22 protein-coding genes are annotated in these 25,719 nt (G+C 73.1%); 14 read left to right on the top strand and 8 right to left on the bottom strand.

The genetic code is table 11. The annotated features are described in order from the left end of the window. Window positions 1-41: 41 nt before the first annotated feature. A complete protein-coding gene (ggt, locus tag K7862_RS10030) occupies window positions 42-1,925 on the top strand; it encodes a gamma-glutamyltransferase (RefSeq protein ID WP_262412916.1) in 1,884 nt (627 codons plus the stop codon). Between the two features lie 117 nt (window positions 1,926-2,042). Here ggt and K7862_RS10025 read toward each other — a convergent pair whose 3' ends face one another. The 3 genes from K7862_RS10025 to K7862_RS10015 form a co-directional block, all read right to left on the bottom strand. Then, window positions 2,043-2,615: an isochorismatase family protein gene (locus K7862_RS10025; protein ID WP_222962108.1), complete on the bottom strand. Its 573-nt coding sequence runs from the start codon at window positions 2,613-2,615 to the stop codon at window positions 2,043-2,045. Window positions 2,616-2,749: 134 nt separating this feature from the next. Next, a complete protein-coding gene (locus K7862_RS10020) occupies window positions 2,750-4,198 on the bottom strand; it encodes an MFS transporter (RefSeq protein ID WP_222962180.1) in 1,449 nt (482 codons plus the stop codon). 92 nt (window positions 4,199-4,290) lie between these two features. After that, window positions 4,291-4,722, bottom strand: coding sequence for a MarR family winged helix-turn-helix transcriptional regulator (locus K7862_RS10015; RefSeq protein ID WP_308011923.1), 432 nt, complete (start codon window positions 4,720-4,722; stop codon window positions 4,291-4,293). A gap of 215 nt (window positions 4,723-4,937) precedes the next feature. On the opposite strand from K7862_RS10015, the gene K7862_RS10010 reads away from it, so the two are divergent. The 12 genes from K7862_RS10010 (at window position 4,938) to K7862_RS09955 (ending at window position 20,027) form a co-directional block, all read left to right on the top strand. Then, a complete protein-coding gene (locus tag K7862_RS10010) occupies window positions 4,938-5,780 on the top strand; it encodes a nitrilase-related carbon-nitrogen hydrolase (protein ID WP_222962107.1) in 843 nt (280 codons plus the stop codon). Between the two features lie 4 nt (window positions 5,781-5,784). After that, a complete protein-coding gene (locus tag K7862_RS10005; protein WP_222962106.1) occupies window positions 5,785-7,116 on the top strand; it encodes an aspartate aminotransferase family protein in 1,332 nt (443 codons plus the stop codon). Further along, window positions 7,113-8,516: a dihydropyrimidinase gene (gene hydA / locus K7862_RS10000; RefSeq protein ID WP_222962105.1), complete on the top strand. Its 1,404-nt coding sequence runs from the start codon at window positions 7,113-7,115 to the stop codon at window positions 8,514-8,516. Before K7862_RS10005 ends, hydA begins: the two co-directional genes overlap by 4 nt. 21 nt (window positions 8,517-8,537) lie before the next feature. Then, window positions 8,538-9,551, top strand: a complete 1,014-nt coding sequence (locus tag K7862_RS09995; RefSeq protein WP_222962104.1) for a TIGR03842 family LLM class F420-dependent oxidoreductase — start codon at window positions 8,538-8,540, stop codon at window positions 9,549-9,551. A gap of 18 nt (window positions 9,552-9,569) precedes the next feature. Beyond that, window positions 9,570-11,084, top strand: coding sequence for an NCS1 family nucleobase:cation symporter-1 (locus tag K7862_RS09990; RefSeq protein ID WP_222962103.1), 1,515 nt, complete (start codon window positions 9,570-9,572; stop codon window positions 11,082-11,084). A gap of 12 nt (window positions 11,085-11,096) precedes the next feature. Next, a complete protein-coding gene (locus tag K7862_RS09985) occupies window positions 11,097-11,954 on the top strand; it encodes an inositol monophosphatase family protein (RefSeq protein ID WP_372461543.1) in 858 nt (285 codons plus the stop codon). Continuing rightward, window positions 11,951-13,387: a phytoene desaturase family protein gene (locus tag K7862_RS09980; RefSeq protein WP_222962102.1), complete on the top strand. Its 1,437-nt coding sequence runs from the start codon at window positions 11,951-11,953 to the stop codon at window positions 13,385-13,387. Before K7862_RS09985 ends, K7862_RS09980 begins: the two co-directional genes overlap by 4 nt. A 131-nt stretch (window positions 13,388-13,518) precedes the next feature. Continuing rightward, window positions 13,519-13,986, top strand: coding sequence for an SCP2 sterol-binding domain-containing protein (locus K7862_RS09975; RefSeq protein ID WP_222962101.1), 468 nt, complete (start codon window positions 13,519-13,521; stop codon window positions 13,984-13,986). Between the two features lie 125 nt (window positions 13,987-14,111). Beyond that, window positions 14,112-15,578 carry an FAD-linked oxidase C-terminal domain-containing protein gene (locus K7862_RS09970; protein ID WP_222962100.1) on the top strand — a complete coding sequence of 489 codons (1,467 nt, stop codon included), beginning with the start codon at window positions 14,112-14,114 and terminating at the stop codon, window positions 15,576-15,578. 1 nt (window position 15,579) lies between these two features. Continuing rightward, window positions 15,580-16,755, top strand: a complete 1,176-nt coding sequence (locus K7862_RS09965; RefSeq protein ID WP_222962099.1) for an FAD-binding oxidoreductase — start codon at window positions 15,580-15,582, stop codon at window positions 16,753-16,755. Further along, the gene (locus tag K7862_RS09960) at window positions 16,755-18,230 is read left to right on the top strand and encodes a (Fe-S)-binding protein (protein ID WP_222962098.1); all 1,476 of its coding nucleotides are present in this window, start codon (window positions 16,755-16,757) and stop codon (window positions 18,228-18,230) included. Before K7862_RS09965 ends, K7862_RS09960 begins: the two co-directional genes overlap by 1 nt. A gap of 87 nt (window positions 18,231-18,317) precedes the next feature. Continuing rightward, entirely contained in the window at window positions 18,318-20,027 is a 1,710-nt protein-coding gene (locus K7862_RS09955; RefSeq protein ID WP_222962097.1) for an L-lactate permease, read from the top strand. 349 nt (window positions 20,028-20,376) lie between these two features. Here K7862_RS09955 and K7862_RS09950 read toward each other — a convergent pair whose 3' ends face one another. Then, a complete protein-coding gene (locus K7862_RS09950) occupies window positions 20,377-20,895 on the bottom strand; it encodes an NUDIX domain-containing protein (protein ID WP_222962096.1) in 519 nt (172 codons plus the stop codon). A gap of 95 nt (window positions 20,896-20,990) precedes the next feature. Between K7862_RS09950 and K7862_RS09945 the strand changes: the two genes are divergently transcribed. Next, on the top strand, window positions 20,991-22,130 hold the full coding sequence (locus K7862_RS09945; RefSeq protein ID WP_308011922.1) for a glycerate kinase: 1,140 nt from the start codon (window positions 20,991-20,993) through the stop codon (window positions 22,128-22,130). A 191-nt stretch (window positions 22,131-22,321) separates the two neighbouring features. Here the strand turns inward: K7862_RS09945 and pssA are convergent, their stop codons facing one another. From pssA to K7862_RS09925, 4 genes are all read right to left on the bottom strand, one after another. Continuing rightward, the gene (pssA, locus tag K7862_RS09940) at window positions 22,322-23,170 is read right to left on the bottom strand and encodes a CDP-diacylglycerol--serine O-phosphatidyltransferase (RefSeq protein ID WP_222962094.1); all 849 of its coding nucleotides are present in this window, start codon (window positions 23,168-23,170) and stop codon (window positions 22,322-22,324) included. After that, the gene (locus K7862_RS09935) at window positions 23,157-23,813 is read right to left on the bottom strand and encodes a phosphatidylserine decarboxylase (RefSeq protein WP_222962093.1); all 657 of its coding nucleotides are present in this window, start codon (window positions 23,811-23,813) and stop codon (window positions 23,157-23,159) included. The genes pssA and K7862_RS09935 overlap by 14 nt, the downstream gene beginning before the upstream one ends. A 181-nt stretch (window positions 23,814-23,994) precedes the next feature. Next, on the bottom strand, window positions 23,995-25,209 hold the full coding sequence (locus K7862_RS09930) for an acyl-CoA dehydrogenase family protein (protein WP_222962092.1): 1,215 nt from the start codon (window positions 25,207-25,209) through the stop codon (window positions 23,995-23,997). Window position 25,210: 1 nt separating this feature from the next. Continuing rightward, the gene (locus K7862_RS09925; RefSeq protein WP_222962178.1) at window positions 25,211-25,717 is read right to left on the bottom strand and encodes a MaoC family dehydratase; all 507 of its coding nucleotides are present in this window, start codon (window positions 25,715-25,717) and stop codon (window positions 25,211-25,213) included. Window positions 25,718-25,719 lie beyond the last annotated feature (2 nt).

The following is a 25,719-nucleotide window of genomic DNA, read 5'->3' as shown; positions in this document are numbered from 1 at the left end:
CGTTACGCTGCCGGGACGCTCGTCGAGTGGAGGCTGAGACCATGACGTCCCAGAAACCCGACCGCCGGACACCCCACCGCACCCGCCGCCGCATCGCCTGCGGGGTCGCGTTACTCGCCGCGGGAGCGGCGTCGCTGGCGGGCACGGGCACCGTCACCGCCGCGACCCCGTCCGCCCCGGCATCCGCCCCGGCACAGTCCCTGTCCGCCCGGCACGCGCCCGGCACCCCGGCCAAGAGCCCGCTCGCCGTGGGCTACGGAGGCGCCGTGTCCAGCGTCGACGCCGACGCGACCGCCGCCGGGATCGAGGTCCTGCGGCGGGGCGGCAACGCGGTCGACGCCGCCGTGGCCACCGCGGCCGCGCTCGGCGTCACCGAGCCGTACTCCTCCGGCATCGGCGGGGGCGGCTACTTCGTCTACTACGACGCACACCGGCACCGCGTCTTCACCGTCGACGGCCGGGAGACCGCGCCGCACAGCGCCACCGACCAGCTCTTCGTGGAGAACGGCAAACCGCTGGCCTTCGCCGACGCCGTCACCAGCGGCCGCAGCGTGGGCGTGCCCGGAACCGCCGCGACCTGGCAGACCGCGCTGGACCGGTGGGGGACCCGCTCGCTCGGCGAGGTGCTCAAGCCCGCGGAACGCATCGCGCGCGACGGCTTCACCGTCGACGCGACGTTCAACGCGCAGACCGCCGCCAACCAGGACCGTTTCAAGGACTTCCCGGCCACCGCGGCCCTGTTCCTGCCCGGCGGGCAGCCGCCCGCCGTCGGCTCGGTGCTGCGCAACCCCGAACTCGCCCGCACGTACAAGGAGCTGGAGGCCAAGGGCATCGGGGCGATCTACCACGGCGACCTCGGCGCCGACATCGTGCGCACGGTCCGCAAGCCGCCCGTCGACCCCGCGGCCACCCGGGTGGTGCGCACCGGCGACATGACCACAGCGGACCTCGCGGCGTACGGGACCAGGCTGCAGGACCCCACGCACACCACCTACCGGGGTCTGGACGTGTACGGGCCGCCGCCGTCGTCCTCCGGCGGCACGACGGTCGCCGAGGCGCTGAACATCCTGGAGCACACGGACCTCGCGGACGCCTCACAGGTCCAGTACCTGCACCACTACATCGAGGCGAGCCGGATCGCGTTCGCCGACCGCGGCCGCTGGGTCGGCGACCCGGCGTTCGAGCAGGTGCCCACGGCCGGGCTCACCTCCAAGGCGTTCGCCGCCTCGCGGGCCTGCCTGATCAAGGACGACGCCGTGCTCACCAGCCCGCTGGCCCCCGGTGACCCCGCGCACCCGGTGCCCTGCGGCAGTTCCGGCGCCGCGGCGCCGACCACCTACGAGGGCGACAACACCACCCACCTGACCGTGGCGGACAAGTGGGGCGACGTCGTCGCCTACACGCTGACCATCGAGCAGACCGGCGGCAGCGCGATCACCGTGCCCGGCCGGGGCTTCCTGCTCAACAACGAGCTGACCGACTTCTCCTTCGTGCCCGCCGACCCGGCCGTGCACGACCCGAACCTGCCGGGCCCCGGGAAGCGGCCGCGCTCGTCGATCTCGCCGACGATCGTGCTGAAGGACGGCCGGCCGGACTTCGCGCTCGGCTCGCCGGGCGGGGCGACCATCATCACCACGGTCCTCCAGGTGCTCACCGAGCACGTGGACCGCGGGCTGCCGCTGGTCGACGCCATCGCCGCGCCCCGCGCGAGCCAGCGCAACGCGGCGTCCACCGAGCTCGAACCGGCCCTGTGGGACAGCCCGCTGAAGGCGCAACTGGAGGCGATCGGGCACCACTTCACGCAGAACCCGGAGATCGGCGCGGCCACCGGCGTCCAGCGGCTGCCGGACGGCCGGTGGCTGGCCGCCGCCGAGCCGGTGCGCCGCGGGGGCGGCTCCGCCGCGGTGGTCAGCCCCGCGCCCTAGGAGACCCCTCCACGGTCAGGTTCACGACCTGGCCCAGGGCCGGGTCCACGGCCAGGTTCACGGCGAGGGGCCGGACCCGCGGTTTCGCGGCCGGCCCATTGCCGTGGAAGCCGCTGGTCAGACGGTTTTCGCGAGGACGGGCAGCGCGGCGAGGATCTCCGCCGTGCTGCCCGTCTCGGCCAGCCGCGGGAAGATCGTGCCGACGGCGCGGGCGTGCGCCTCGGCGTCGGTGTCGGTGATCGCGTCGGTCGCGATGGTCACGTGGTAACCGAGCTCGTAGGCGAAGCGCGCGGTGGACTCGACGCCGATGCTGGTCGATATGCCGGTCAGCACGATCTGCGTCACGCCGCGGCGGCGCAGGTCCATGTCCAGCGAGGTGCCGGTGAACGCGCCCCACTGGTGCTTGGTGACGGTGAGGTCGCCGGGCTGCCGGTCGAGCTCCTTGACCAGGTCGGCCCAGCCCTCCGGCGGGGTGAAGCCGCCGGCCGCGCCGCCGTCGGTGCGGCCGGGGGCCATCCCGGCGACGTTGACCAGGACGACCGGCAGCCCGCGCTCGCGGAAGGCCGCGGCCAGGTCCGCGCTGCGGGTGACGACGTCGGCGGCGGGGTGGACGGTGTCCAGCCCGACGATGCCCTGCTGCAGGTCGATGACGACCAGCGCGGTGCGGGGGTCGAGGGTGGTGACGCTCATGTGCGGATCACTCCGGGGTGGTGAGAGGGGTGGTGAGAGGGGTGGTGGAACCGAGAGGGACAGGTGTGTGGGGGGCATGTGGGGGTCGGGGGACCGGGTGGGCCACGGTCGTGACCGCTGGGACCGGCGGCCGGTCAGGTCCGGGTGGGCTGGGTGTGCAGTGACCGGTCCAGTACGGTGAGCAGTAGGACCGCGACGGCCAGCAGTCCGGCCGTCATGGCCATCTCGTGCAGACCGGCGTCGGTGGCGCGCTGCCCGTAGAACAGGCCGATCAGCGCGGCGGCGGTGATCGCGCCCAGGTACTGGGCGGTGCGCTGCAGACCGGCCGCGCTGCCGGTCTCACCCGGCGGCGCCTGCGCGTAGACGGCCGCCTGGTTGCCCGTGGACGCAAGGCCCTGCGGCAGCCCGAACAGCGCCCCGGCCGCGGCGAGCGCGAGCGCCGGTGTGGTGTGCCCGGCGACCAGCAGCACCCCGCCGCCCGCGACGAGCAGCACCCCGGCGACGGTCAGCGGTGCCCGGATGCCCTTGGTCCTGGCGCCCAGCAGCGAGGTCGCCATCGCGGCCACCGACATCGGCAGCATCACCAGGCCGGCGGCGGCGGTCGACATGCCGTGCGCCTCCTCCAGCCACTGGGCGTACCCGTACATCACGCAGTAGATGACCAGGTAGGTCAGGCCGTGCCGCAGATATGTCAGGGAGAGCCCGCGGTTGCGGGCGAGCATCCGCAGGTCGAGGAAGGGGGAGCTGCGCCCCAGCTCCCAGCGGGTGAGGGCGGCGCCCAGCACCGCGGCGACGGCGAGCAGCGGCCACGGCGGTGAGTCCAGCCGCATCAGGAAGAGCATCAGCGCCGTGAGCACGGCGGCGAACAGCACGAGGCCGGCCGGGTCGAGTCCCGTGACGCGGGGTTGGGCGGACTCCGGCGCGGTGCGCGGCGCGGGCACGGCGGCACCCGGGGCGGCTGCGGGCCGTGCTGCGGTGGCCTGGTGTGCGGCGGCCTGCGCGGCGGAGTGGTGTGCGGCCCGTTGTGCCGGGGCTTCATCGGGCGCCGGGCCGCGTCCGTCCGGCAGCCAGAGCGCGGCCAGTGCGAAGCCGACGGCGGCCAGCGGGACGTTCACGGCGAAGACCGCGCGCCAGCCGAGGGTCGCGGCCAGCACACCGCCCAGCACAGGACCGATGGCCGCGCTGGACAGGCCCGCGAGGGACAGCAGCCCGAGCACCGGCCGCGGGGTGGGGGTGCCGAGGCGCTGAGAGTGCGCCCGCAGCAGGGCCATGGCCGCCGGGTAGGCGGCCGAGGTGCCGATACCGAGCAGCACCCGGGAGACGATCAGCCAGGTCAGGGCCGGGGCCGTCGCGCCCACCACGCCCGCGGCGGCGACGATCAGCAGGCCGGACAGGAACACCCGCCGCGGACCGAGCCGGTCGGCGAGCCGGCCCATGGCCGGCTGCCCCACCGCGCTCGCCAGGTACAGCGAGGAGACCAGCCACGCGGTGTCGGCCGCGCCGGCGTGGAAGGTGCCGCCGATCGCGACCAGGACCGTGGCGATCATCGTGGAGTTGATCGGGTTGAGCACCGAGCCCAGCATCAGCGGGACGACGAGCTTGGGGCCGAAGCCGCCCCGGGCGCCGTCCGGTCCGGACCCGGCGGTGGTGCGCGTGTGCTGCGCGGCCTGCCGGGTCACCAGGCCACCAGGCGCTGCAGCAGCGGGACCGCCGCGGCCAGCGCCTGCTGCTCGTCGGGGTTCAGCTCGCCCTCGATCGCGTCGGCCAGCCAGCTGCGGCGGTTGCGGCGCCCGGCGCCGTGCAGCCGTACGCCGGCCTCGGTCAGCGAGAAGACGACCTGCCGGCCGTCGCTGGGGTCGGGGGTGCGCGCGATGAGACCGCGCTCCTCCAGGGCGGCGAGCGTCAGCCGCATCGACTGCGGGCGGACCAGCTCGCTGCGGGCCAGGGCCGCGGTCGTCGCCGGCCCCTCCCGGCTCAGCCGGCCCAGCACCGAGGTCTGCGACGGGGTCAGTTCCTCCTGCGCGGAGGCAGCCCGCAACCGGCGGGTGAGCTGCGCCATCACGGTCGTCAGCTCGTCCGCGGTGCGGTGCGGGGTCTCGTCGGGCACCCCTTCACGCTACGACTTCGACAGGAAGACTTGCAAGTTTGCCTTGCGAGTGTGCACGCGAACGGGTGGGCCGGGCGGAAACCGAAACGTCTTGGGGCGGTAACGGCGGGACTCTTGTCAGAGTGGGACCCGCGCTTCTACGTTCTTCCCCACGACCGGGATCTACGTGCGTAGAACCGGACCGACGTGAAGCTGCCACGTCAGAGGAGCTGCTCATGAGCAATGTCGTTCGTGCCGCGCTCGTTCAGGCAACCTGGACCGGCGACACCGAGTCGATGATCGCCAAGCACGAGGAACACGCCCGCGCGGCGGCCGCGCAGGGTGCCAAGGTGATCGGCTTCCAGGAAGTCTTCAACGCCCCCTACTTCTGCCAGGTGCAGGAGGCCGAGCACTACAAGTGGGCCGAGCCGGTCCCGGACGGCCCGACCGTCCGGCGCATGCAGGCGCTGGCCAGGGAGACCGGCATGGTGATCGTCGTGCCGGTCTTCGAGATCGAGCAGTCGGGCTTCTACTACAACACCGCCGCCGTCATCGACGCCGACGGCTCGTACCTCGGCAAGTACCGCAAGCACCACATCCCGCAGGTCAAGGGGTTCTGGGAGAAGTACTACTTCAAGCCCGGCAACCTGGGCTGGCCGGTGTTCGACACCGCGGTCGGCCGGATCGGCGTCTACATCTGCTACGACCGGCACTTCCCCGAGGGCTGGCGGGCCCTGGGCCTGGCCGGCGCCCAGCTGGTGTACAACCCGTCGGCCACCAGCCGCGGCCTGTCCGCCTACCTGTGGCAGCTGGAGCAGCCGGCCGCCGCCGTCGCCAACGAGTACTTCATCGCCGCGATCAACCGCGTCGGCCAGGAGCCGTACGGCGACAACGACTTCTACGGCACCAGCTACTTCGTCGACCCGCGCGGCCAGATGGTCGACGGCACCGCCTCCGACACCAAGGAGGAACTGCTCGTCCGCGACCTGGACTTCGGCCTCATCGAGGAGGTCCGGCAGACCTGGGCCTTCTACCGGGACCGCAGGCCGGACGCCTACGGCGACCTGACGGGGGCCTGAGCCGATGGCCACCGAGACCGAGAGCGCCCACGCCGCGCTGCACGCCCGCCACCGCGCCGTCCTGCCCGACTGGCTGGCCACCTACTACGCCCGGCCCATCGAGCTGACGCACGGCGAGGGCCGCCACGTCTGGGACGCCGAGGGCCGGCGCTACCTGGACTTCTTCGGCGGCATCCTCACCACGATGACCGCGCACGCCCTCCCCGAGGTGACCGCCGCGGTCACCGAGCAGGCCGGGCGGATCCTGCACACCTCGACGCTCTACCTCAGCCGGCAGGCCGTCGAACTGGCCGAGCACATCGCCCGGTTGTCCGGCATCCCCGACGCCCGGGTGTTCTTCACCACCTCCGGCACCGAGGCCAACGACACCGCGCTGCTGCTCGCCACCACCTACCGCGGCTCCAACCAGATCCTGGCGCTGCGCAACAGCTACCACGGGCGGTCCTTCAGCGCGATCGGCATCACCGGCAACTCCGCGTGGTCGCCGACCAGCCTGTCGCCGCTGCAGACCCTGTACGTGCACGGCGGGGTGCGCACCCGCGGGCCCTACGCGCACCTGTCCGACGCCGAGTTCACCGCAGCGTGCGTCGCCGACCTGGAGGAGATGCTCGGCCAGGCGAGCGGCACCGTCGCGGCGCTCATCGCCGAACCCATCCAGGGCGTCGGCGGGTTCACCTCCGGGCCGGACGGACTGCTGGCCGCCTTCAAGCGGGTGCTCGACCGGCACGGGATCCTGTGGATCACCGACGAGGTGCAGACCGGCTGGGGCCGCACGGGCGAGCACTTCTGGGGCTGGCAGGCGCACGGCCAGGCCGGGCCGCCGGACATCCTCACCTTCGCCAAGGGCGTCGGCAACGGCCTGTCCATGGGCGGGGTGGTGGCCCGCGCCGAGGTGATGAACTGCCTGGGCGCCAACTCCATCTCCACCTTCGGCGGCAGCCCGATCACCACCGCGGGCGCGCTCGCCAACCTGGGCTACCTGATCGACCACGACCTGCAGGGCAACGCCCGGCGGGTCGGTGGAATGCTGCGGTCCCGGCTGGAGTCGATCGCCGCCGGCCTGGACATCGTGCGCGAGGTGCGCGGCCGCGGCCTGATGCTCGGCGTCGAACTCGTGGAGCCCGGCACCGACACCCCGTCGGCCACCGCCGCGAGTCTGGTCCTGGAGGCCGCCCGCGAGCAGGGCGTGCTCATCGGCAAGGGCGGCCGCGCCGGCAACGCGCTGCGCATCGCCCCGCCGCTGTCGCTGACCGTCGCCGAGGCGGAGGAGGGCGCCGAAGCGCTGGCGGCGGCCCTGAAACACGCCCAGTCCACGATGGAAGGAACCGCCGTATGAGTTCGCGCAAGGTCATCCGCGGCGGCCTGGTCATCACCGCCTCCGACGAGGTGCACGCCGACGTCCTCATCGAGGACGGCCGGATCGCCGCGGTCGCCGCCTCCGACTCGTCGGCCGCCCGCGCCTGGACCGACGCCGAGGCGGTGGACGCCACCGGCAAGTACGTCATCCCGGGCGGCGTCGACGCCCACACGCACATGGAGATGCCCTTCGGCGGCACCTTCGCCTCCGACACCTTCGAGACCGGCACCCGGGCGGCGGCCTGGGGCGGCACCACCACCATCGTGGACTTCGTGGTGCAGACCGTCGGGGAGTCGCTGCGCTCGGGACTCGACACCTGGCACGGCAAGGCCGACGGGCAGTGCGCCATCGACTACGGCTTCCACATGATCATGGCCGACGTCACGGAGTCGGTGCTCAAGGAGATGGACGTCCTGATCGAGGAGGGAGTGACCAGCTTCAAGCTGTTCATGGCCTACCCCGGCGTGTTCTACAGCGACGACGGCCGGATCCTGCGGGCCATGCAGCGCGCCTCCGGCAACGGCGGGCTGATCATGATGCACGCCGAGAACGGCATCGCCATCGACGTCCTGGTGCAGCAGGCGCTGGCCGAGGGCAGGACCGACCCGCGCTACCACGGCGAGGTCCGGCACGCCCTGCTGGAGGCCGAGGCCACCCACCGGGCGATCCAGCTGGCCCGGGTCGCCGGGGCACCGCTGTACGTGGTGCACGTCTCCGCCGAGCAGGCCGTCGCGGAACTCGCCGCCGCCCGCGACAAGGACCTGCCGGTCTTCGGCGAGACCTGCCCGCAGTACCTGTTCCTGTCCACCGACAACCTCGCCGAGCCGGACTTCGAGGGCGCCAAGTACGTCTGCAGCACCCCGCTGCGCCCGCGCGAGCACCAGGCCGCGCTCTGGCAGGCCCTGCGCACCAACGACCTGCAGGTGGTGTCCACCGACCACTGCCCGTTCTGCTTCGCCGGGCAGAAGGACATGGGCCGGGGCGACTTCTCCAAGATCCCCAACGGCCTTCCCGGGGTGGAGAACCGGATGGACCTGCTGCACCAGGCCGTCGTCGACGGGCACATCAGCCGCCGGCGCTGGATCGAGATCGCCTGCGCGGCCCCGGCCCGCATGTTCGGCCTGTACCCGCGCAAGGGCACGCTCGCCCCCGGCGCCGACGCCGACGTGGTGATCTACGACCCGCACGCGGAACAGGTGGTGTCCGCGCAGACCCACCACATGAACGTCGACTACAGCGCCTACGAGGGCAAACGGCTCACCGGCCGGGTGCACACCGTGCTGTCGCGCGGCGTCACGGTGATCGACGACGGCGCCTACGTGGGTCACGCCGGGCACGGGCAGTACGTACCGCGCGGACTCTCCAGCTACCTCGCCTAAGGACCCCAAAGGAGCGGTGCCATGGACTTCGGCCTCGTGCTGCAGACCGATCCGCCCGCCTCGGACGTCGTCGCCCTGATGCAGCGCGCCGAGCGCAACGGCTTCACCCACGGCTGGACCTTCGACTCCGCCGTGCTGTGGCAGGAACCCTTCGTCATCCACAGCCGGATCCTCGACCACACCGAACGGCTCACCGTCGGCACGATGGTCACCAACCCCGGCACCCGTACCTGGGAGGTGACCGCCTCCACCTTCGCCACCCTCAACTCGATGTACGGCAACCGCACGGTGTGCGGCATCGGTCGCGGCGACTCGGCCATGCGCGTGGCCGGCCGGCCGCCCAACTCCCTCGCCCGGCTCGGCGAGGCGATGGGCGTCATCCGCGATCTCGCCGAGGGCCGGGAGGCGGTCGTCGACGGCACGCCGCTGCGGCTGCCGTGGGTGGAGGACGGCCGGCTGCCGGTGTGGATGGCCGCCTACGGCCCCAAGGCCCTCGCGCTGGCCGGGGAGAAGGCCGACGGCTTCATCCTCCAGCTCGCCGACGTCTTCCTCACCGAGTGGATGGTCAAGGCGGTACGGGAGGCCGCCGAGAAGGCCGGGCGCGACCCGGCGTCGGTCACGGTGTGCGTCGCGGCGCCCGCCTACGTCACCGAGGACGACTCGCCCGAAGCCCTCGCCCACGCCCGCGAGCAGTGCCGCTGGTTCGGCGGCATGGTCGGCAACCACGTCGCCGACCTCGTCGGCCGCTACGGCGAGCACTCCGGCCTGGTCCCCGACGAGTTGACCGACTACATCGAACGACGGCAGGGGTACGACTACACGCACCACGGTCGGGCCGGGAACCCCGACACCGCCTTCGTCCCCGACGAGATCGTCGACCGCTTCTGCCTGATCGGCCCTCCGCAGGCCCATGTGGCCAAGCTGGAGGCCCTGCGCGACCTGGGCGTCGACCAGTTCGCCGTGTACGACATGCACGACGCCAAGGAGCCGACCGTCGACGCGTACGGCCGGCACGTCATCCCCGCTCTGAGATGACCGATTCGAGGTGAGTCCATGGCCATAGCCGCAGGGGCGGGCGACCGCGTCGACCTCCCCGCCGACGCGGGCCCGCCGTCCGGGCCCTACGCCAATCCCGACCTGCTGCCCGTCCCCGTCACCGACCGCACGTGGTCGACCTACAACTTCACCGCGCTGTGGGTCGGCATGGCCCACAACATCCCCTCCTGGACGCTCGCTTCAGGGCTCGTCGCGCTCGGCATGGACTGGAAGCAGTCGGTCCTGACCATCGCGCTGGCCAACGTGATCGTGCTGGTCCCGATGCTCCTCACCGGGCACGCCGGACCCAAGTACGGCATCCCCTTCCCGATCCTCGCCCGCGCCTCGTTCGGGCTGCGCGGCGCCAACCTGCCCGCGCTGGTGCGCGCGGCCGTCGCCTGCTGCTGGTTCGGCATCCAGACGTGGATCGGCGGCCAGGGCATCTTCGTCCTGCTGGACCGGGTGTTCCCGGGCGACTGGGCCGCGGAGCAGCGGATCGGCGGCTACCCGTGGCCGCTGTGGCTGTGTTTCGTGCTGTTCTGGGCCCTGGAACTCGCCATCATCGCGCGGGGGATGGAGACCCTGCGGCGGTTCGAGAACTGGGCGGCGCCGTTCGTCCTGATCGGCGCGGTGGTGCTGCTGATCTGGATCTCGGTGAAGGCAGGGGGCCTCGGCCCGCTGCTCGACCAGCCCTCCCAACTCGGCTGGGGCAGCCACTTCTGGAAGGTGTTCTTCCCCGCCCTCATGGGCATGATCGGCTTCTGGTCGACGCTGTCCCTCAACATCCCCGACTTCACCCGCTTCGGCGCCGGGCAGCGGGCCCAGGTCTGGGGGCAGACGCTCGGCCTGCCGACCACCATGACCGCGTTCGCGCTGCTGTCGGTGCTGGTCACCTCGGGCGCGCAGGCGGTGTACGGCGCCAAGGACACCACCTTGTGGGACCCGGTGGCGCTGAGCGCCAAGAGCGGCAACACCGTCGGACTGCTGTACGCCCTGCTGACCGTGCTGATCGCCACGATCTCCGTCAACATCGCCGCCAATGTGGTGTCCCCGGCCTACGACCTGTCGCATCTCGCGCCGCGGCTGGTCAACTTCCGCACCGGCGCGCTGATCACCGGCGCGGTGGGGGTGCTGCTCTTCCCGTGGAAGCTCATCTCCACGCCCCAGTTCTACATCTACACCTGGCTCGGGGTGGTCGGCGGCGTCCTCGGCACGGTGGCCGGCGTGCTCATCGCCGACTACTGGATCATCCGCCGCACCCGGCTGGAACTGGGGGAGTTGTACGACCCGGCCGGCCGTTACTGGTATCACGGAGGCTGGAACTGGCGGGCGGTGGCGGCGTTCTGCGTCGGCGGCGTGCTGGCGGTCGGCGGCTCCTACTCCGCGCCCGGCGCCGGTCCCTTCCCCCGGCACGGGCTGATCCCGTTCCTCAAACCCCTGGCCGACTACGGCTGGGCGGTCGGACTGGGCTCGTCACTCCTGCTGTACGTGGTGCTGATGCGCATCGCACGGCCGCGTGGTGCGCGGGTCTGATTGGATGGCTCCATGGGCATCGAGGTCGGTGCGGTCATGAGTGCGGCCGCGGACAAGGACGGCGTCGGGGACGGGCTGCTCGCCGCGGTGGAGGCCGCGGTCAGGCAGGTGGTCGCGGCCGAGGTCGTCCCGCGCTGGCGGGCGCTCGCCGACAGCGACATAGCGGTCAAGACCGGCCCGCACGACCTGGTGACCACGGCCGACCGGCGCGCCGAGGAGCGCCTGACCGAGCAGCTCACCGCTCTCCTCCCCGGCTCCGTCGTCGTCGGGGAGGAGGCGGTGAGCGCCGACCCCGCGGTGCTGGACCGGCTGGGCGGGGACGACCCGGTGTGGGTCGTCGACCCGGTCGACGGCACCGCCGCCTTCGTCCGCGGCGAGGACGGCTTCGCCACCCTGGTCGCCCTGGTGCACCGCGGCGAACCGCTGGCGTCCTGGACGTACGCGCCGATACGCGGGCTGTTCGCCACCGCGCGCCGCGGGCGCGGCGCGTTGCTCGACGGCGTGCCGCTGCGGACCGGCGGCGACGGGCCGCTGCGGCTGTGGACCTCCAACCCCGTCTTCCGCACCCCCGCCGAACGCGAGGCCCTGGACCGCCTGGAGGCGGCCGGCGCCGTCTGCACGCCGTGCACCTGCGCGGGCCTGGCCTATCTGGACGTGGCGCGCGGGCTGACGGACGGCGTCGCCTTCTTCTGGGAGGCGCCCTGGGACCACGCCGCCGGACTGCTGCTGACCGCCGAGGCCGGCGCGAGCAGCCTGACCGTGCAAGGGGCGCCGTTCCGCATCGCCGGCGGCAACGCCCTGCCGTTCACGGTGGCCCGCGACGAGGCCACCGCCCGCCGCGTGATCGACCTGCTGGGCGGTGCGCGATGAGCCGCGCCGTCCTGGCCGACGCGGTCGTCGTCGGCGCCGGGCCCAACGGACTGACCGCGGCCGCCGAACTCGCCCGCGCGGGACTGTCGGTGCAGGTCTACGAGGCGGCCGACACCGTCGGCGGCGGCGCGCGCACCGAGGAACTGACGCTGCCCGGCTTCCGGCACGACCCCTGCTCGGCCGTGCACCCCTTCGGCATCGGCTCACCCGCCTTCCGCGGCCTGCCGCTGGCCCGCCACGGCCTGGAGTGGCTGCAGCCCGAACTCCCCATGGCGCACCCCTTTCCCGACGGGACGGCCGCGGTGCTCGGCCGCACCGTCGGCGAGACGGCCGCCTCGCTCGGCCCGCGCGACGCCGGGACCTACCGGCGGCTGCTGGAGCCGTACACCGGCCACTGGAACGCCGTCGCCGCCGACTTCTTCCGCCCGCCGTGGGCCGGACTGCCGCGCGACCCCTACCGGTTCGTGCGGTTCGGGCTCACCGGGACGCCGCCGGTCGCGGTCCTGGCCAAGATGTTCCGCGATCAGAAGGCCCGCGGCTTCTTCGCCGGGCTCGCCGGACACGCGATCTGCCGGCTGCGGGAGCCGTTCACCGGCGCCATGGCGATGATGTTCGCGCTGGCCGGGCACGAACGCGGCTGGCCGGTGGCCCGCGGCGGCTCCCAGGCGATCTCCGACGCCCTGGCCGGCTACCTGGCCGAGCTCGGCGGCGTGATCCACACCGGTGTGACGGTCCGCAAGCTGGACGAACTGCCGCCCGCCCGGGCCTACCTGTTCGACACCTCGCCGACCGCCCTGGCCCGGATCGCCTCCCTCGGCGACAGCTACCGCGGCTACCGCTACGGCCCCTCGGTGTTCAAGCTGGACTACGCGCTGGACGGCCCGGTGCCGTGGACCGCGCCGGAGGCCCGCCGCGCCGGGACGGTGCACATCGGGCCCACGTACACCGAGATCGGCGACGCGCTGACCCGCGCGGTCACCGGCCGGCCGCCGCAGACGCCGTTCCTGATCACCTCGCAGCCGTGCGTCGTGGACCCGTCGCGGGCGCCCGAGGGCAAGCACGTGTTCTGGGCCTACGCGCATGTCCCGCACGGCTGGCACGGCGACGCCACCGACGCGGTCGAGCGGCAGATCGAGCGCTTCGCCCCCGGGTTCCGGGACCTTGTACTGGCCCGGGCGGTCACCGGGCCGTCCGCTCTCGCCGCCCGCAACGCCAACTACGTGGGCGGGGACATCGCGTGCGGCGCCTTCTCCGGACTGCAGAGCGTGCTGCGCCCGCGGCTGGCGGCGATCCCCTACGCCACCCGGCGCCCCGGCGTCTTCCTCTGCTCGTCCGCGACCCCGCCCGGACCGGGCGTGCACGGCATGAGCGGCCACAACGCGGCGCTGGCGGTGCTGCGCCATCTGCGCCGCACCGCCGCGTCCCGGGCGTGAGCGCGGGAGCCGCACACCCGGACGGGTGGCGCGGCGGCGGGTCGGCCGGGGCCTCCTTGTCACGGGCGTCCCGCGTACCTATCCTTACCCCTCAGTAAACTTACTCAGGAGTAAGGAAGAGGGTGCCGGGGATGGCCGCGCTCGACGATCTCGACCTGGACACGCTGGACTTCGGCTCGGTGGAGCCCGAGGAGTTCGCCCGGATCGTGAAGGGGCTGAGCGCCGCCCGCCTGGCCGCCCTGATGGACGGCCCGCAGCGACGCCGCGTGCTCGACGAGGTCTTCGGCCGGATGCACACCCGCTTCCGTCCCGCTGCGGCCGGCAAGCGTGACGCGCTGATCCGCTGGAAGATCACCGGCGCCGAGGGCGACGGGGACGTCTACGAGACGCACATCGCCGAGGGCGCCTGCACGGTGACGGACGAGCGAACCGAGCGCACCCCGCAGCTCAGCCTCACCATGGCCGCCCCCGAGTTCCTGAAACTGGTCTCCGGCAACGCCTCCGGCCCCACCCTGTTCTTCACCCGCAAGCTCAAGCTCAAGGGCGACATCAAGCTGGCCGGGTTCCTCACGCACTACTTCGACATCCCGAAGGCCTGACCGCCCGGCTCCCAGGGGGTTGACGCGATCACGCCACGGGCGCATCCTTCCATCATTCGGTAGGGGGCTACCGACTGGTGGAAACGGCCATGTCGTCCACGCCTGGAGAGCCGCCATGCGAGACCATGAGTGACACGCGGATCGACCTGCTCGCGGGCCGACTGCGCGACCGCATCGGCGCCGCCCACGTCCTCACCGATCCGGCGCAGGTGCGCACCTACGCCTGCGACGGCCTGGCCACCGTCCGCGTGCAGCCCGCCGTCGTCGTCCTCGCCGCCGGCCGCGACGACGTGGTCGCGGCCGTGCGATTGTGCGCCCAGGCCGGAGTGCCGTTCGTGGCCCGCGGATCGGGGACCGGGCTGTCCGGCGGCGCCGTCCCGGTCGCCGACGGCGTGCTGGTGGTGCTCTCCCGGCTGCGCCGCGTCCTGTCCGTCGACCCCGACAACGCCCGCGTCGAGGTCGAACCCGGCGTCGTCAACCTCTGGGTCACCCGCGAGGCCGCGCCGCACGGGCAGGCCTACGCGCCCGACCCCTCCTCCCAGCAGGTCTGCTCCATCGGCGGCAACGTGGCCGAGAACGCCGGCGGCGCGCACTGCCTGAAGTACGGCTTCACCGTCAACCACGTCACCGGGGCCGAAGTGGTGCTGCCCGACGGCGAGGTGGTGCACCTCGGCGGCACCGCGCCCGAACACCCCGGCTACGACCTGCTCGGCGCCTTCGTCGGCAGCGAGGGCACACTCGGCGTCGCCACCCGCGTCACCCTGCGCACCGTCCAGGCCCCCGAGACCGTCCGCACCCTGCTGCTCGGCTACCGCACGGTCGAGGGCGCGGCCGGCACCGTCAGCGACATCATCGCCGCGGGCATCGTGCCCGCGGCCGTCGAGATGATGGACGCGCTGGCCATCGAGGCGGCCGAGGCCGCCGTGCGCTGCGGATACCCCGAGGGCGCGGCCGCCGTCCTGGTGGTCGAACTCGACGGGCCCGCCGCCGAGGTCGCCGAACAGTTCGAGCAGGTGGTGCGGCTCGCCACCGCCCGGGCCGCGTTCGAGACCCGTGTCGCACGCGACGCGGCAGAACGCGACCTGATCTGGAAGGGCCGCAAGTCGGCGTTCGCCGCGGTCGGGCGGATCAGCCCGGCCTACTACGTCCAGGACGGCGTCATCCCGCGCACCCGCCTGCCGGAGATCCTCACCGAGATCGGGCGGCTCGCCGACGCGGCCGGGATCCGCGTCGCCAACGTCTTCCACGCCGGTGACGGCAACCTGCACCCGCTGATCCTCTTCGACGACACCGTTCCCGGCGCCGAGGCCGCCGCCGAGGACCTCGGCTCGGCCATCCTCGACCTGTGCGTCGACGCGGGCGGCTCCATCACCGGCGAACACGGTGTCGGCGTGGAGAAGAAGGCCAAGATGGCACGGCAGTTCACCGCGGACGACCTCGACACCATGCACCGGCTGCGGTGCGCGTTCGACCCGGCGGGACTCGCCAATCCCGGCAAGCTGTTCCCCACCCCGCGGCTGTGCGGGGAACGCCCCGGCGTGCGCACCGCCGACGACCCCGGCCGGGACCCCGCGCTCGGCGAGGTGTTCTGACATGGGCGGAGCACCGCGGACCCCGCCCCCGGCGATCGCGGGCCCGGACACCGCCCGGGCCCGCCCGGAGAGCGTCGCCGAGACCGCCGAGCTCCTGCGCGGCACCTCCGGCACGGTCGTGCCCGTCGGCGCCGGCACGAAGACCGGCTGGGCCGCGCCGCCCACCTCGTGCGACCTGCTGCTGCGCACCGGCGGCCTCTGCCGGATCACCGAGTACCTGCCCGGTGACCTCGTCGTCGTGGCCGAGGCCGGGGTGCCCCTCGCCGCCCTCCAGGAATGCCTCGCCGACCACGGCCAGATGCTCGCCCTCGACCCGCCGGAACCGGACGCGACCCTCGGCGGGATCGTCAGCGCCAACGCCTCCGGCCCCCGGCGGCTGCGCTACGGCACGGTGCGGGACCTGCTGATCGGCGTCACGGTGGTGCTCGCCGACGGCACGGTCGCCCGCGCGGGCGGAAAGGTCGTCAAGAACGTCGCCGGATACGACCTCGGCAAGCTCTACACCGGCGCGCACGGCTCCCTGGGCGTCGTGGTGTCCACCACCTGGCGGCTGCACCCGCGGCAGCCCGCCCGGGCCACCGTCACCGTGCCCGTGCACGACAGCGCCCAGGCCGGCCGGTACGCCGCCCTGCTCGCCCGGTCCACCCTCACGCCCACCGCCGCCGAACTGAAGTGGGACGCCGCCGCTCCCGGCGGCGAGCTCGTCGTCCTCTTCGAAAGCACTGCCGCGTCCGTGCGCGCGCAGGCCCGGGACACCGTCGCGCTGCTCGGCGCCGGCCGCGTCGCCGACGCCCTGCCCGGCTGGTTCGGGCACCGCCCCGAGGGCGACCTCGTGCTGCGCCTGGCCTACGAGCCGTTCGCGCTGCCGCGCGTCCTCGACGTCCTCGGGGCACTCGACGGACGGCCGTCCGGTGCGCCCGGCCCGCACGGCACGTTCTCGGCCTGCACCGGCGTCGCCTACGCCGCCGTCCCCGCCGGCACCGGCCTCGCGGAGCTGCGCGCGGCCCTCACGCCGTACGACGGCTCGGCCGTGGTCCTCGCCGCGGCGGGCCCGGCACGCGGCGCGGCCGAGCACTGGGGGCCGACCGGCGACGCGTTCCCGCTGATGACCCGCGTCAAGGACCGGTTCGACCCCGAGCGGCGGCTGTCGCCCGGCCGGCTGCTGGGAGGCCTGTGATGCCCACCGCCACCCCCGACCCCGCGCCCCGGCCCGGCGAACCCACCCCTGCCTACGGCGGCGAGGTGGCCGGCAGCGCCGACGCCGCGACCGTGGGCCTGGGGATGCCCGGATTCACCGTTCCGCCCGGGCCGGCCTTCGACGGTCACCGCCCGCCGGACGCCGCGCTGGCGGGGGACTGCGTGCACTGCGGGTTCTGCCTGCCCACCTGTCCCACCTACGTGCTGTGGGGCGAGGAGATGGACAGCCCGCGCGGCCGCATCGACCTCATCAAGGCCGGGCTGCAGGGCGACGCCTTCGACGCGAGCAGCGTCCGCCACCTCGACCAGTGCCTGGGCTGCATGTCCTGCGTGACCGCCTGCCCCTCCGGCGTCCAGTACGACAAGCTCATCGGCGCCGCCCGCGCGCAGCTCGAACGGCGCGTGACCCGCCCGCGCACCGAACGGCTGCTGCGGGCCGCCGTGTACGCCCTCTTCCCCCGCCCGCGGCGGCTGCGGGCGGTGCGCGCCCTGCTGCGCGCCTACCAGGCCGCACACCTCGGCCGGCTGCTGGCCCGTACCGGGATCCTGCGGCGGCTGCCCGCGCCGCTGCGGGCCATGGAAGAGCTCGCCCCGGCCCTCGGGCCGGCGCCGCGGCTGCCGGCCCGCACCCCCGCGGCCGGCGTCCGGCGCCGCACCGTCGCCCTGCTCACGGGCTGCGTGCAGGGCGCGTTCTTCCCCGACGTCAACGTCGCGACCGTACGCGTCCTGGCCGCCGAGGGCTGCGACGTGCTGGTGCCCCGGGGCCAGGGCTGCTGCGGCGCCCTGTCCGGGCACGCGGGCCGCGAGGACGAGGCACTGCGCTTCGCCCGCCGGACGATCGAGACGCTCGAAGCGGCCGACGCCGACGCCATCGTGGTCAACGCCGCCGGCTGCGGCTCCCACCTCAAGGAGTACGGCCACCTGCTCCGCGACGAACCCGGCGGCTGGGCCGCGCGCGCCGCGGCACTGGCCGCCCGCGTCAGGGACGTCACCGAACTCCTCGACGAGCTCGGGCCGGTGGCGACCCGCCACCCGCTGCCGGTCACCGTCGCCTACCAGGACGCCTGCCACCTCGCCCACGCCCAGGGCGTCCGCGCCCAGCCGCGCCGGCTGCTGTCCGCCGTCCCCGGCCTGGAACTGAGGGAACCGGCCGAACCCGAACTGTGCTGCGGCAGCGCCGGCACCTACAACCTGCTGCATCCCGGGCCCGCCGGTGAACTCGGCGACCGCAAGGCCGCAGCGATCCTCGCCACCGGCGCCCAGGCCATGGTCACCGCCAACCCCGGCTGCTGGATGCAGGTCGGGACCGCACTGGCCCGCAGCGGCCGGCGCATGCCCGTCGCCCACACCGTGCAGGTGCTCGACGCCTCGATCCGCGGCCTGCCCGCCGAGCAGTGGCTGGCCGGCGCCCTCGACGGCCCCGGCACCACCGTCGCCCGCACCGCGGGCCCCTGACGCCGCCGCGGGCCGACCGCCCGCCCCGGTGAACCCCTGCCCCCGTCCGGCCGGGTACCCCCGGCGTCGCAGAAAAGGGTGCATCCCATGGTGCTTGCCGCCTACCAGCAGGACTACAGCCCGGTGGCCGACTCCCTCGGCCTGTCCTCCCTCGTCGCCGTCCTCCCGCTGCTCGTCCTCTTCGTGCTCCTCGGTGTCCTGAGAGTCAGAGCCTGGCTCGCCTCCCTCGTCGGGCTCGCGGCCGCCCTCGTGCTCGCCGTCGCCGTCTCCTCCATGCCCGTCGGCGACGCCCTGGACAGCGCGGCGCTCGGCGCCGCGTTCGGGTTCTTCCCGATCATGTGGATCGTCATCAACGCGATCTGGGTCTACAACCTCACCGTGGAGACCGGGCACTTCGACGTGCTGCGCCGCTCCTTCGCCTCGATCAGCGACGACCAGCGGGTCCAGGCGATCATCATCGCCTTCTCGTTCGGCGCGCTGATGGAGGCGCTGGCCGGCTTCGGCACGCCGGTCGCGATCAGTTCGGTGATGCTCATCGCGCTCGGCTTCAAGCCGCTGAAGGCGGCCACGGTGGCGCTGGTGGCGAACACCGCGCCCGTGGCGTTCGGCGCCCTCGCCGTGCCCATCACCACGCTGTCCGGCGTCACCGACCTGCCCGTGAACCACCTGGGCGCGATGGTCGGACGCCAGACGCCGGTGCTCGCGCTGTTCGTGCCCCTGGCCCTGGTCCTCATCGTCGACGGCCGCCGCGGGCTGCGCCAGACCTGGGCGCCCGCGCTGGTCTGCGGCTTCACCTTCGCCGTCTTCCAGTACCTGTCGGCGAACTTCTGGTCGGTCCCGCTCGCCGACATCATCGCCGCGCTGGCCTCCGCACTGGCGGTCCTCGCCTTCACCCGGGTGTGGCAGGTGTCCGAGGCGTACCAGGAGCGCGAGGCGGACGGCCCCGGGGAGGGACCCACTCCCGCTCTGGCGGGCGGCGGCCCGGGCGCCCAGCGGCGGCCCGCCGAGCCTGACGCGCCGTGGGAGGTTGTCAAGGCCTACGTGCCGTACCTGGCGATCATCGTGGTGTTCGTGCTGGCCACGCGGGTCCCGGCGATCACCGGCACGGCACCGGCCAAGCCCGGGCAGCACGGCACGGGGCTCGAACGGGTCACCCAGATCGTCCGCTGGCCCGGGCTGCACATCACCAAGGCGTCCGGCGACCCGGTCGCCACCACCTTCAAGCTCAACTACCTCTCCGCCGCGGGGACGCTGCTGCTCATCGCCGGGCTGCTGACGCTGGTGCTGGTGCAGATCGGCCCGCGCCGCACCCTGCGGGCCTACGGGCGCACCCTGGTGCAGCTGCGCACCGCCATCGTCACGGTGATGCTGGTGCTCGGCCTCGGCTACGTGATGAACGAGTCCGGGCAGACCACGACGCTCGGGCTGTGGGTCGCGGGGGCCGGCGGGGCCTTCGCGTTCCTGTCGCCGATACTCGGCTGGCTCGGGGTCGCCGTCACCGGCTCGGACACCTCGTCCAACTCCCTGTTCGGCGCGCTCCAGATCACGGCCGCGCACCAGGCGGGGCTGTCGCCCACGCTGATGGCGGCGGCGAACTCCTCCGGAGGGGTGCTGGGCAAGATGATCTCGCCGCAGAACCTGGCGATTGCCGCTGCCGCGGTGGGCTACGAAGGGCGTGAGGGGGTTCTGTTCCGCAGGGTCTTCGGGTGGAGTGTGGCGTTCCTGGCCTTCATGTGCGTGCTGGTCTGTCTCCAGAGCACGCCGCTCCTCGACTGGATGGTCGTCCCGACCCCCTGAATTCGCGGTTCGCCCTGCGCGGACTGCGGCTCGCCTCGTACGGAGTACGGCTCGCCCTGTTCGGGCGAAGGGCAACCATCAGGGGCGCGGGGAACTGCGCGAGCAGCCACAGCGCGTGCCGCACTCCGCCATCCGCCCCGAAGGGGCAGTTCGGTCCGCTCCGGACCAGCGGCCCGGTGGTGGGTTGCTCGCGCTGGGGGCACCCCCCGGGCGGAGCCTGGGGGACCCCGCGCCCCTGTCGGGGCGCACCCGGGTGGAGCCCGAGCCGGGTCGGGAGCGCAGCCCTATGCGGGCGGAGGCCAAGCGCTACGCGGGCGGGGGCCCAGCCCTACCTGGGCGGAGGGGAGGGTCAGGGGGTGTCGGGGGCCGCGACGGAGTCGGCCCTGCGCCCGTTGACCAGTTCGGCGGGACCCGTCCCGGCGAACAACGCGGCGAGCGCCGCCCTGACCCTGCGCGCCGCCCCGGCGGTGAGGTACCGGTCGAGCTCCTCGACGGAGACCAGGCGCCACGAGTCCAGCTCCTCCTCCTGAACGTGCACCGCGCTGAGCTGCTGCTCGGTGAGCACCCCGCCGTCGTACAGGAAGCTCGTCAGCGCCGGGCGTCCGGGCCAGACGATCCAGTCGACGGCCAGCAGCGCCCCGGGCGGCAGGTCCAGGCCGATCTCCTCCAGCGACTCCCGGCGGGCCGCCTGCCGGGGCGTCTCGCCGTCGTCGGACTCGACCGTGCCGCCCGGCAGGGTCCACGTCCCGTCGTCCCGGTAGTTCGGCTCGACCAGCAGGACGCGGCCGTCAGCCGAACGGAACAGCGTGTTCGCACCCGCGAGGATCTTGGGCAGACCCGCGATGTACGCGGCGAAGTCGGTGCTCATGGCACCAACCTATGCGGAGTGGCCATGGGCGGCCGGGCTCTCGGCGGGATAGGGTCGCGACGGCGCGACGTACCGTTTCGGATGGAGAACACCCCGTGTCCGATGCTGCAACTGAATCACCCGCGCGCGTGCTGATCGCCGCCGACAAGTTCAAGGGCTCGCTGACCGCCGTCGAGGTCGCCGCCCACGTCGAGGCCGGGCTCCGCTCGGTCGTCCCCGCGCTGAGCGTGGAGTCGCTGCCGGTGGCCGACGGCGGTGACGGCACGGTGGACGCGGCCGTGGCCGCCGGCTTCGAACGGCGCACGGTCACGGTGACCGGCCCCCTCGGAACGCCGGTGGAGGCGGTCTACGCGCTCCGCGGCGACACCGCCGTGGTCGAGATGGCCGAGGCCTCCGGGCTGCGGCACCTGCCGCCCGGCGTCTTCGCGCCGCTGACCGCCACCACGTACGGAACCGGGGAGCTGCTGCGCGCCGCGCTGGACGCGGGGGCCCGCACGATCGTGCTCGGAGTGGGCGGCAGCGCCACCACGGACGGCGGCGCCGGCATGCTCACCGCGCTCGGCGCGCGGCTGCTGGACGCGTCGGGGCAGCCGGTCAGCCCCGGCGGCGGGCCGCTGGCCGGCCTGGCGACCGCCGACCTCGGCGGGCTGGACCCCCGGCTGGCGGACACCGAGATCGTGCTGGCCAGCGACGTCGACAACCCGCTGCTCGGGCCCAAGGGCGCGGCGGCGGTGTACGGGCCGCAGAAGGGCGCGTCGCCGGTCGACGTGGAGGCGCTCGACGCGGCGCTGGGACGGTTCGCCGAGGCCCTGGGCGACCAGCGCTCGGTGGACGCGCCGGGCGCCGGCGCGGCCGGGGGGATCGGCTACGGTGCCCTGGCCGGCCTGGGCGCGACGTTCCGGCCCGGGATCGAGGTGCTCTTCGAGGTGCTCGGGTTCGGGCCCGCGCTGGAGCGGGCGGACCTGGTGATCACGGGGGAGGGGTCGCTGGACGAGCAGACGCTGCACGGGAAGGCGCCGGTCGGGGTGGCGCAGGCCGCCCGGGCCCGCGGGATCCCCGTCCTGGCGGTCTGCGGCCGCCTCGCCCTGAGCCCGGAGACGCTCCAGGCCGCGGGCATCCGCCGTGCCTACGCCCTCACGGACCTGGAGCCGGACCTCCCGCGCTGCATCGCGAACGCGGCGGAGCTGCTGGAAGCGACCGCGGCCGTCCTGGCGCGCGACACCTTCCTCGTCTGACGCCTGATGCACGCCGGAAGCCCGCTGCTCGCCTGACACCTGCTCCCGGCCGCGCGGCCGGGAGCGCCCCCCACACACGTCCGGGGCGAGCCCCCTGGGAAAGGACTCGCCCCGGACGGGTGCGACGGATGCGCCGTGTGCGACGCGGAAGGGCGCGGGCCCTTCGTGGTTCCAGGGCGGGCCTGGAGGGACTAGCGGGTGGCGGCGCGGGCCTCACGCCGGGCGGCGCGGATGGTGTTGACCCGGCGGGTGGTCGCGAAGCACGGGATGACCGCCGCGGCCGTGCACTGGAGGGCGCAGCCGGCCTGGAGGAGCTGGTGGCCGCTGGGGACTCCGAGGGTCCAGGCGGCGAGGCAGCCCATGCTGACCAGCGTCCAGCAGAAGGTGATCAGGGCCAGCCGGCCCCGCGGCTTCGGGTACTCCACGCGGCTCACCATCAGCCAGGCCACCCCGACGATGCCGATCACCGTCGGCACGAACGGCAGCTCCAGCAGGACCAGCGACACCACCGTCATCGCCCCGAAGGGGCTCGGCATGCCCTGGAAGACCCCGTCCCGCAGTGTCGTGCAGGAGAAGCGGGCGAGGCGCAGCACCACCGCCAGCACCACCATCACGGCCGCCAGCGCCGCCACCTTGCCGTGGGCGTCGTCGGTGACCAGCCCCCAGACGACGACGAAGTACGCCGGCGCCAGGCCGAAGCTGATCAGGTCGGAGAGGTTGTCCAGCTCGGCGCCCATCGCCGAGCTGCGCAGCTTCCGCGCCACCAGCCCGTCGAACAGGTCGAAGACCGACGCCATCAGCATCAGCGTGACAGCGTTGGCCGCGCTGTTCTTGGACATCCCGCCGTCGCTGGTGCCCATCAGGTGCGGCACCAGGACGCCGGTGGTGGTGAAGTAGACGGCCATGAAGCCGCAGATCGCGTTGCCCAGCGTGAGGGCGTCGGCGATGGAGAGCCGGGTGGACAGCGGGAGGTCGTGACCGTCCTCCTCCAGCTCGCTCACCCAGGTGGACTGGCTGGTGTCGGGCTCAGTCACGGTCAAGGCGTGTCACCCCAGCCGTGGTGGTCTGCCCGACCTCGACCGCGGGCTCCACGCCCTGCGGCAGGTAGACGTCGACGCGGGAGCCGAAGCGGATCAGCCCGATCCGGTCGCCCTGCTCGACCTTGCAGCCGCGCGGCACGTAGGGCACGATCCGCCGCGCCACCGCGCCGGCGATCTGGATCATCTCGACGTCGCCGATCTCGGTGTCGAAGTGCCAGACCACCCGCTCGTTGTTCTCGCTCTCCTTGTTGAACGCCGGGACGTATCCGCCGGGGATGTGCTCGACGGAGGTGATCGTGCCCGCCAGCGGGGCGCGGTTCACGTGCACGTTCAGCGGGCTCATGAAGATGGCGACACGGGTGCGCCCGTCCTTCCACGGCATGATGCTCTGCACCACGCCGTCGGCCGGGGAGATCACACGGCCCTCGGCGATCTCCCGCTCGGGGTCGCGGAAGAACCACAGCATGCCGGCCGCGAGCGCGGTGGCCGGTACGGCCACCGTCGCCCAGCGTCCGGAGCGGCGCGCCTTGGCGAGGCTGACCGCCGCGGTGGCCACGGTCGGGAGGAGCCACGGCGACGCCCCGCGCGCGAGACGGACGCCGGGACGGCTGCCACGTGGTGCAGAGGAATGGCTGTGGGGCATGGAAGACCTTCGTAGCGGAGGATGCCGCGAATTGCTTCTGGGGACGGCGGCTTTCGTCGATGGTATCGGCTGACACCGGCAACACGGCAAGCTCGCAGGCGAGTCGATGGCTGGTTCCGGTGCGTGCGCCGATGACCCGCTGTGACTTTTGCCTCGAAAAAACCCGTGCATAACCGGACATTCAGCCCTGGATGCGATACTCCTCCAAGAGTCGTCGTCCGATGATCATTTTCTGGATCTCGGCGGTCCCCTCGCCGATCAGCAGCATCGGGGCCTCGCGGTACAGCCGCTCGATCTCGTACTCCTTGGAGAAGCCGTAGCCGCCGTGGATGCGGAAGGCGTCCTCCACGACCTCCTTGCAGTACTCCGAGGCGAGATATTTGGCCATGCCGGCCTCGAGGTCGTTGCGCTGTCCGGAGTCCTTCTTGCGGGCGGCGTTCACCATGAGCTGGTGGGCGGCCTCGACCTTGGTGGCCATGTCGGCCAGCTTGAACTGGATGGCCTGGTGCTGCGCGATCGGCTTGCCGAAGGTCTGCCGCTGCTGCGCGTACGCGATGCCCAGCTCGAACGCCCTGCGGGCCACGCCGCAGCCGCGTGCCGCCACGTTGACCCGGCCGACCTCGACGCCGTCCATCATCTGGTAGAAACCGCGCCCGGTGACCCCGCCGAGCACCCGGTCCGCCGGCACCCGGACGTCCTCCAGGACCAGTTCCGTGGTGTCGACGCCCTTGTAGCCCATCTTCTCGATCTTGCCCGGCACGGTGAGCCCGGAGACCTTCGCGTTGGGCCCGAAACCGGGTTCCTTCTCGATCAGGAAGGTGGTCATCGACCGGTGGGCGGGCGCGTCCTCCGGCTGCCCCTCGTCGGTCCGGCACAGCACCGCGACCAGGTTCGACGTGCCGCCGTTGGTCAGCCACATCTTCTGGCCGTTGAGGACGTAGGAGTCGCCCTCGCGCACGCCCTTGGTGCGGATCGCGGACACGTCGGAGCCCAGCCCCGGCTCGGACATCGAGAACGCGCCCCGCACCTCACCCGCCGCCATCCGCGGCAGGAAGTAGTCCTTCTGCTCCTGCGTGCCGTGCTGCTTGAGCATGTAGGCCACGATGAAGTGCGTGTTGATGATGCCGGACACGCTCATCCAGCCGCGGGCGATCTCCTCCACGGTGAGCGCGTAGGTCAGCAGGGACTCGCCGAGGCCGCCGTACTCCTCGGGGATCATCAGGCCGAAGATGCCGAGTTCCTTGAGGCCCTCGACGATCTGCGCCGGGTACTCGTCGCGGTGCTCCAGCTCGGTCGCGACCGTCAGGATCTCCTTGTCGACAAAGCTGCGGACGGTGGACAGGATCTCCTGCTGGATGTCCGTGAGCCCGTCGGTCTGTGCGAGGCGGTTGGCCATCTCAGTTCTCTCCCAGCTCCGGGCGGCCGGGCTGTTCCCCGCCCCGCTCCTTGACGTACGTGGCCGTGGGGACCATCACCTTGCGGCGGAAGACGCAGACCAGGGTGCCGTCCTGCTTGTAGCCCCGGGTCTCCACGTGGACGATGCCGCGGTCGTCCTTGGACTTCGACGGCCGCTTGTCGAGCACCGTGGTCTCGCCGTAGATGGTGTCGCCGTGGAACGTCGGCGCCACATGGCGCAGCGACTCGATCTCCAGGTTCGCGATCGCCTTGCCGGAGACGTCGGGGACCGACATGCCGAGCAGCAGCGAGTACACGTAGTTGCCGACTACCACGTTCCGCCCGAAGTCGGTCGTCCTCTCCGCGTAGTTGGCGTCCATGTGGAGCGGGTGGTGGTTCATGGTGAGGAGGCAGAAGAGATGGTCGTCGTACTCGGTGACCGTCTTCCCGGGCCAGTGCTTGTAGATCGCACCGATCTCGAACTCCTCATAGGTGCGCCCGAACTGCACAG

It is taken from the genome of Actinacidiphila acidipaludis, assembly GCF_019890725.1.
GTDB classification, from domain to species: Bacteria; Actinomycetota; Actinomycetes; order Streptomycetales; family Streptomycetaceae; genus Actinacidiphila; species Actinacidiphila acidipaludis.
This window is presented reverse-complemented; position numbering and strand designations above follow the sequence as displayed.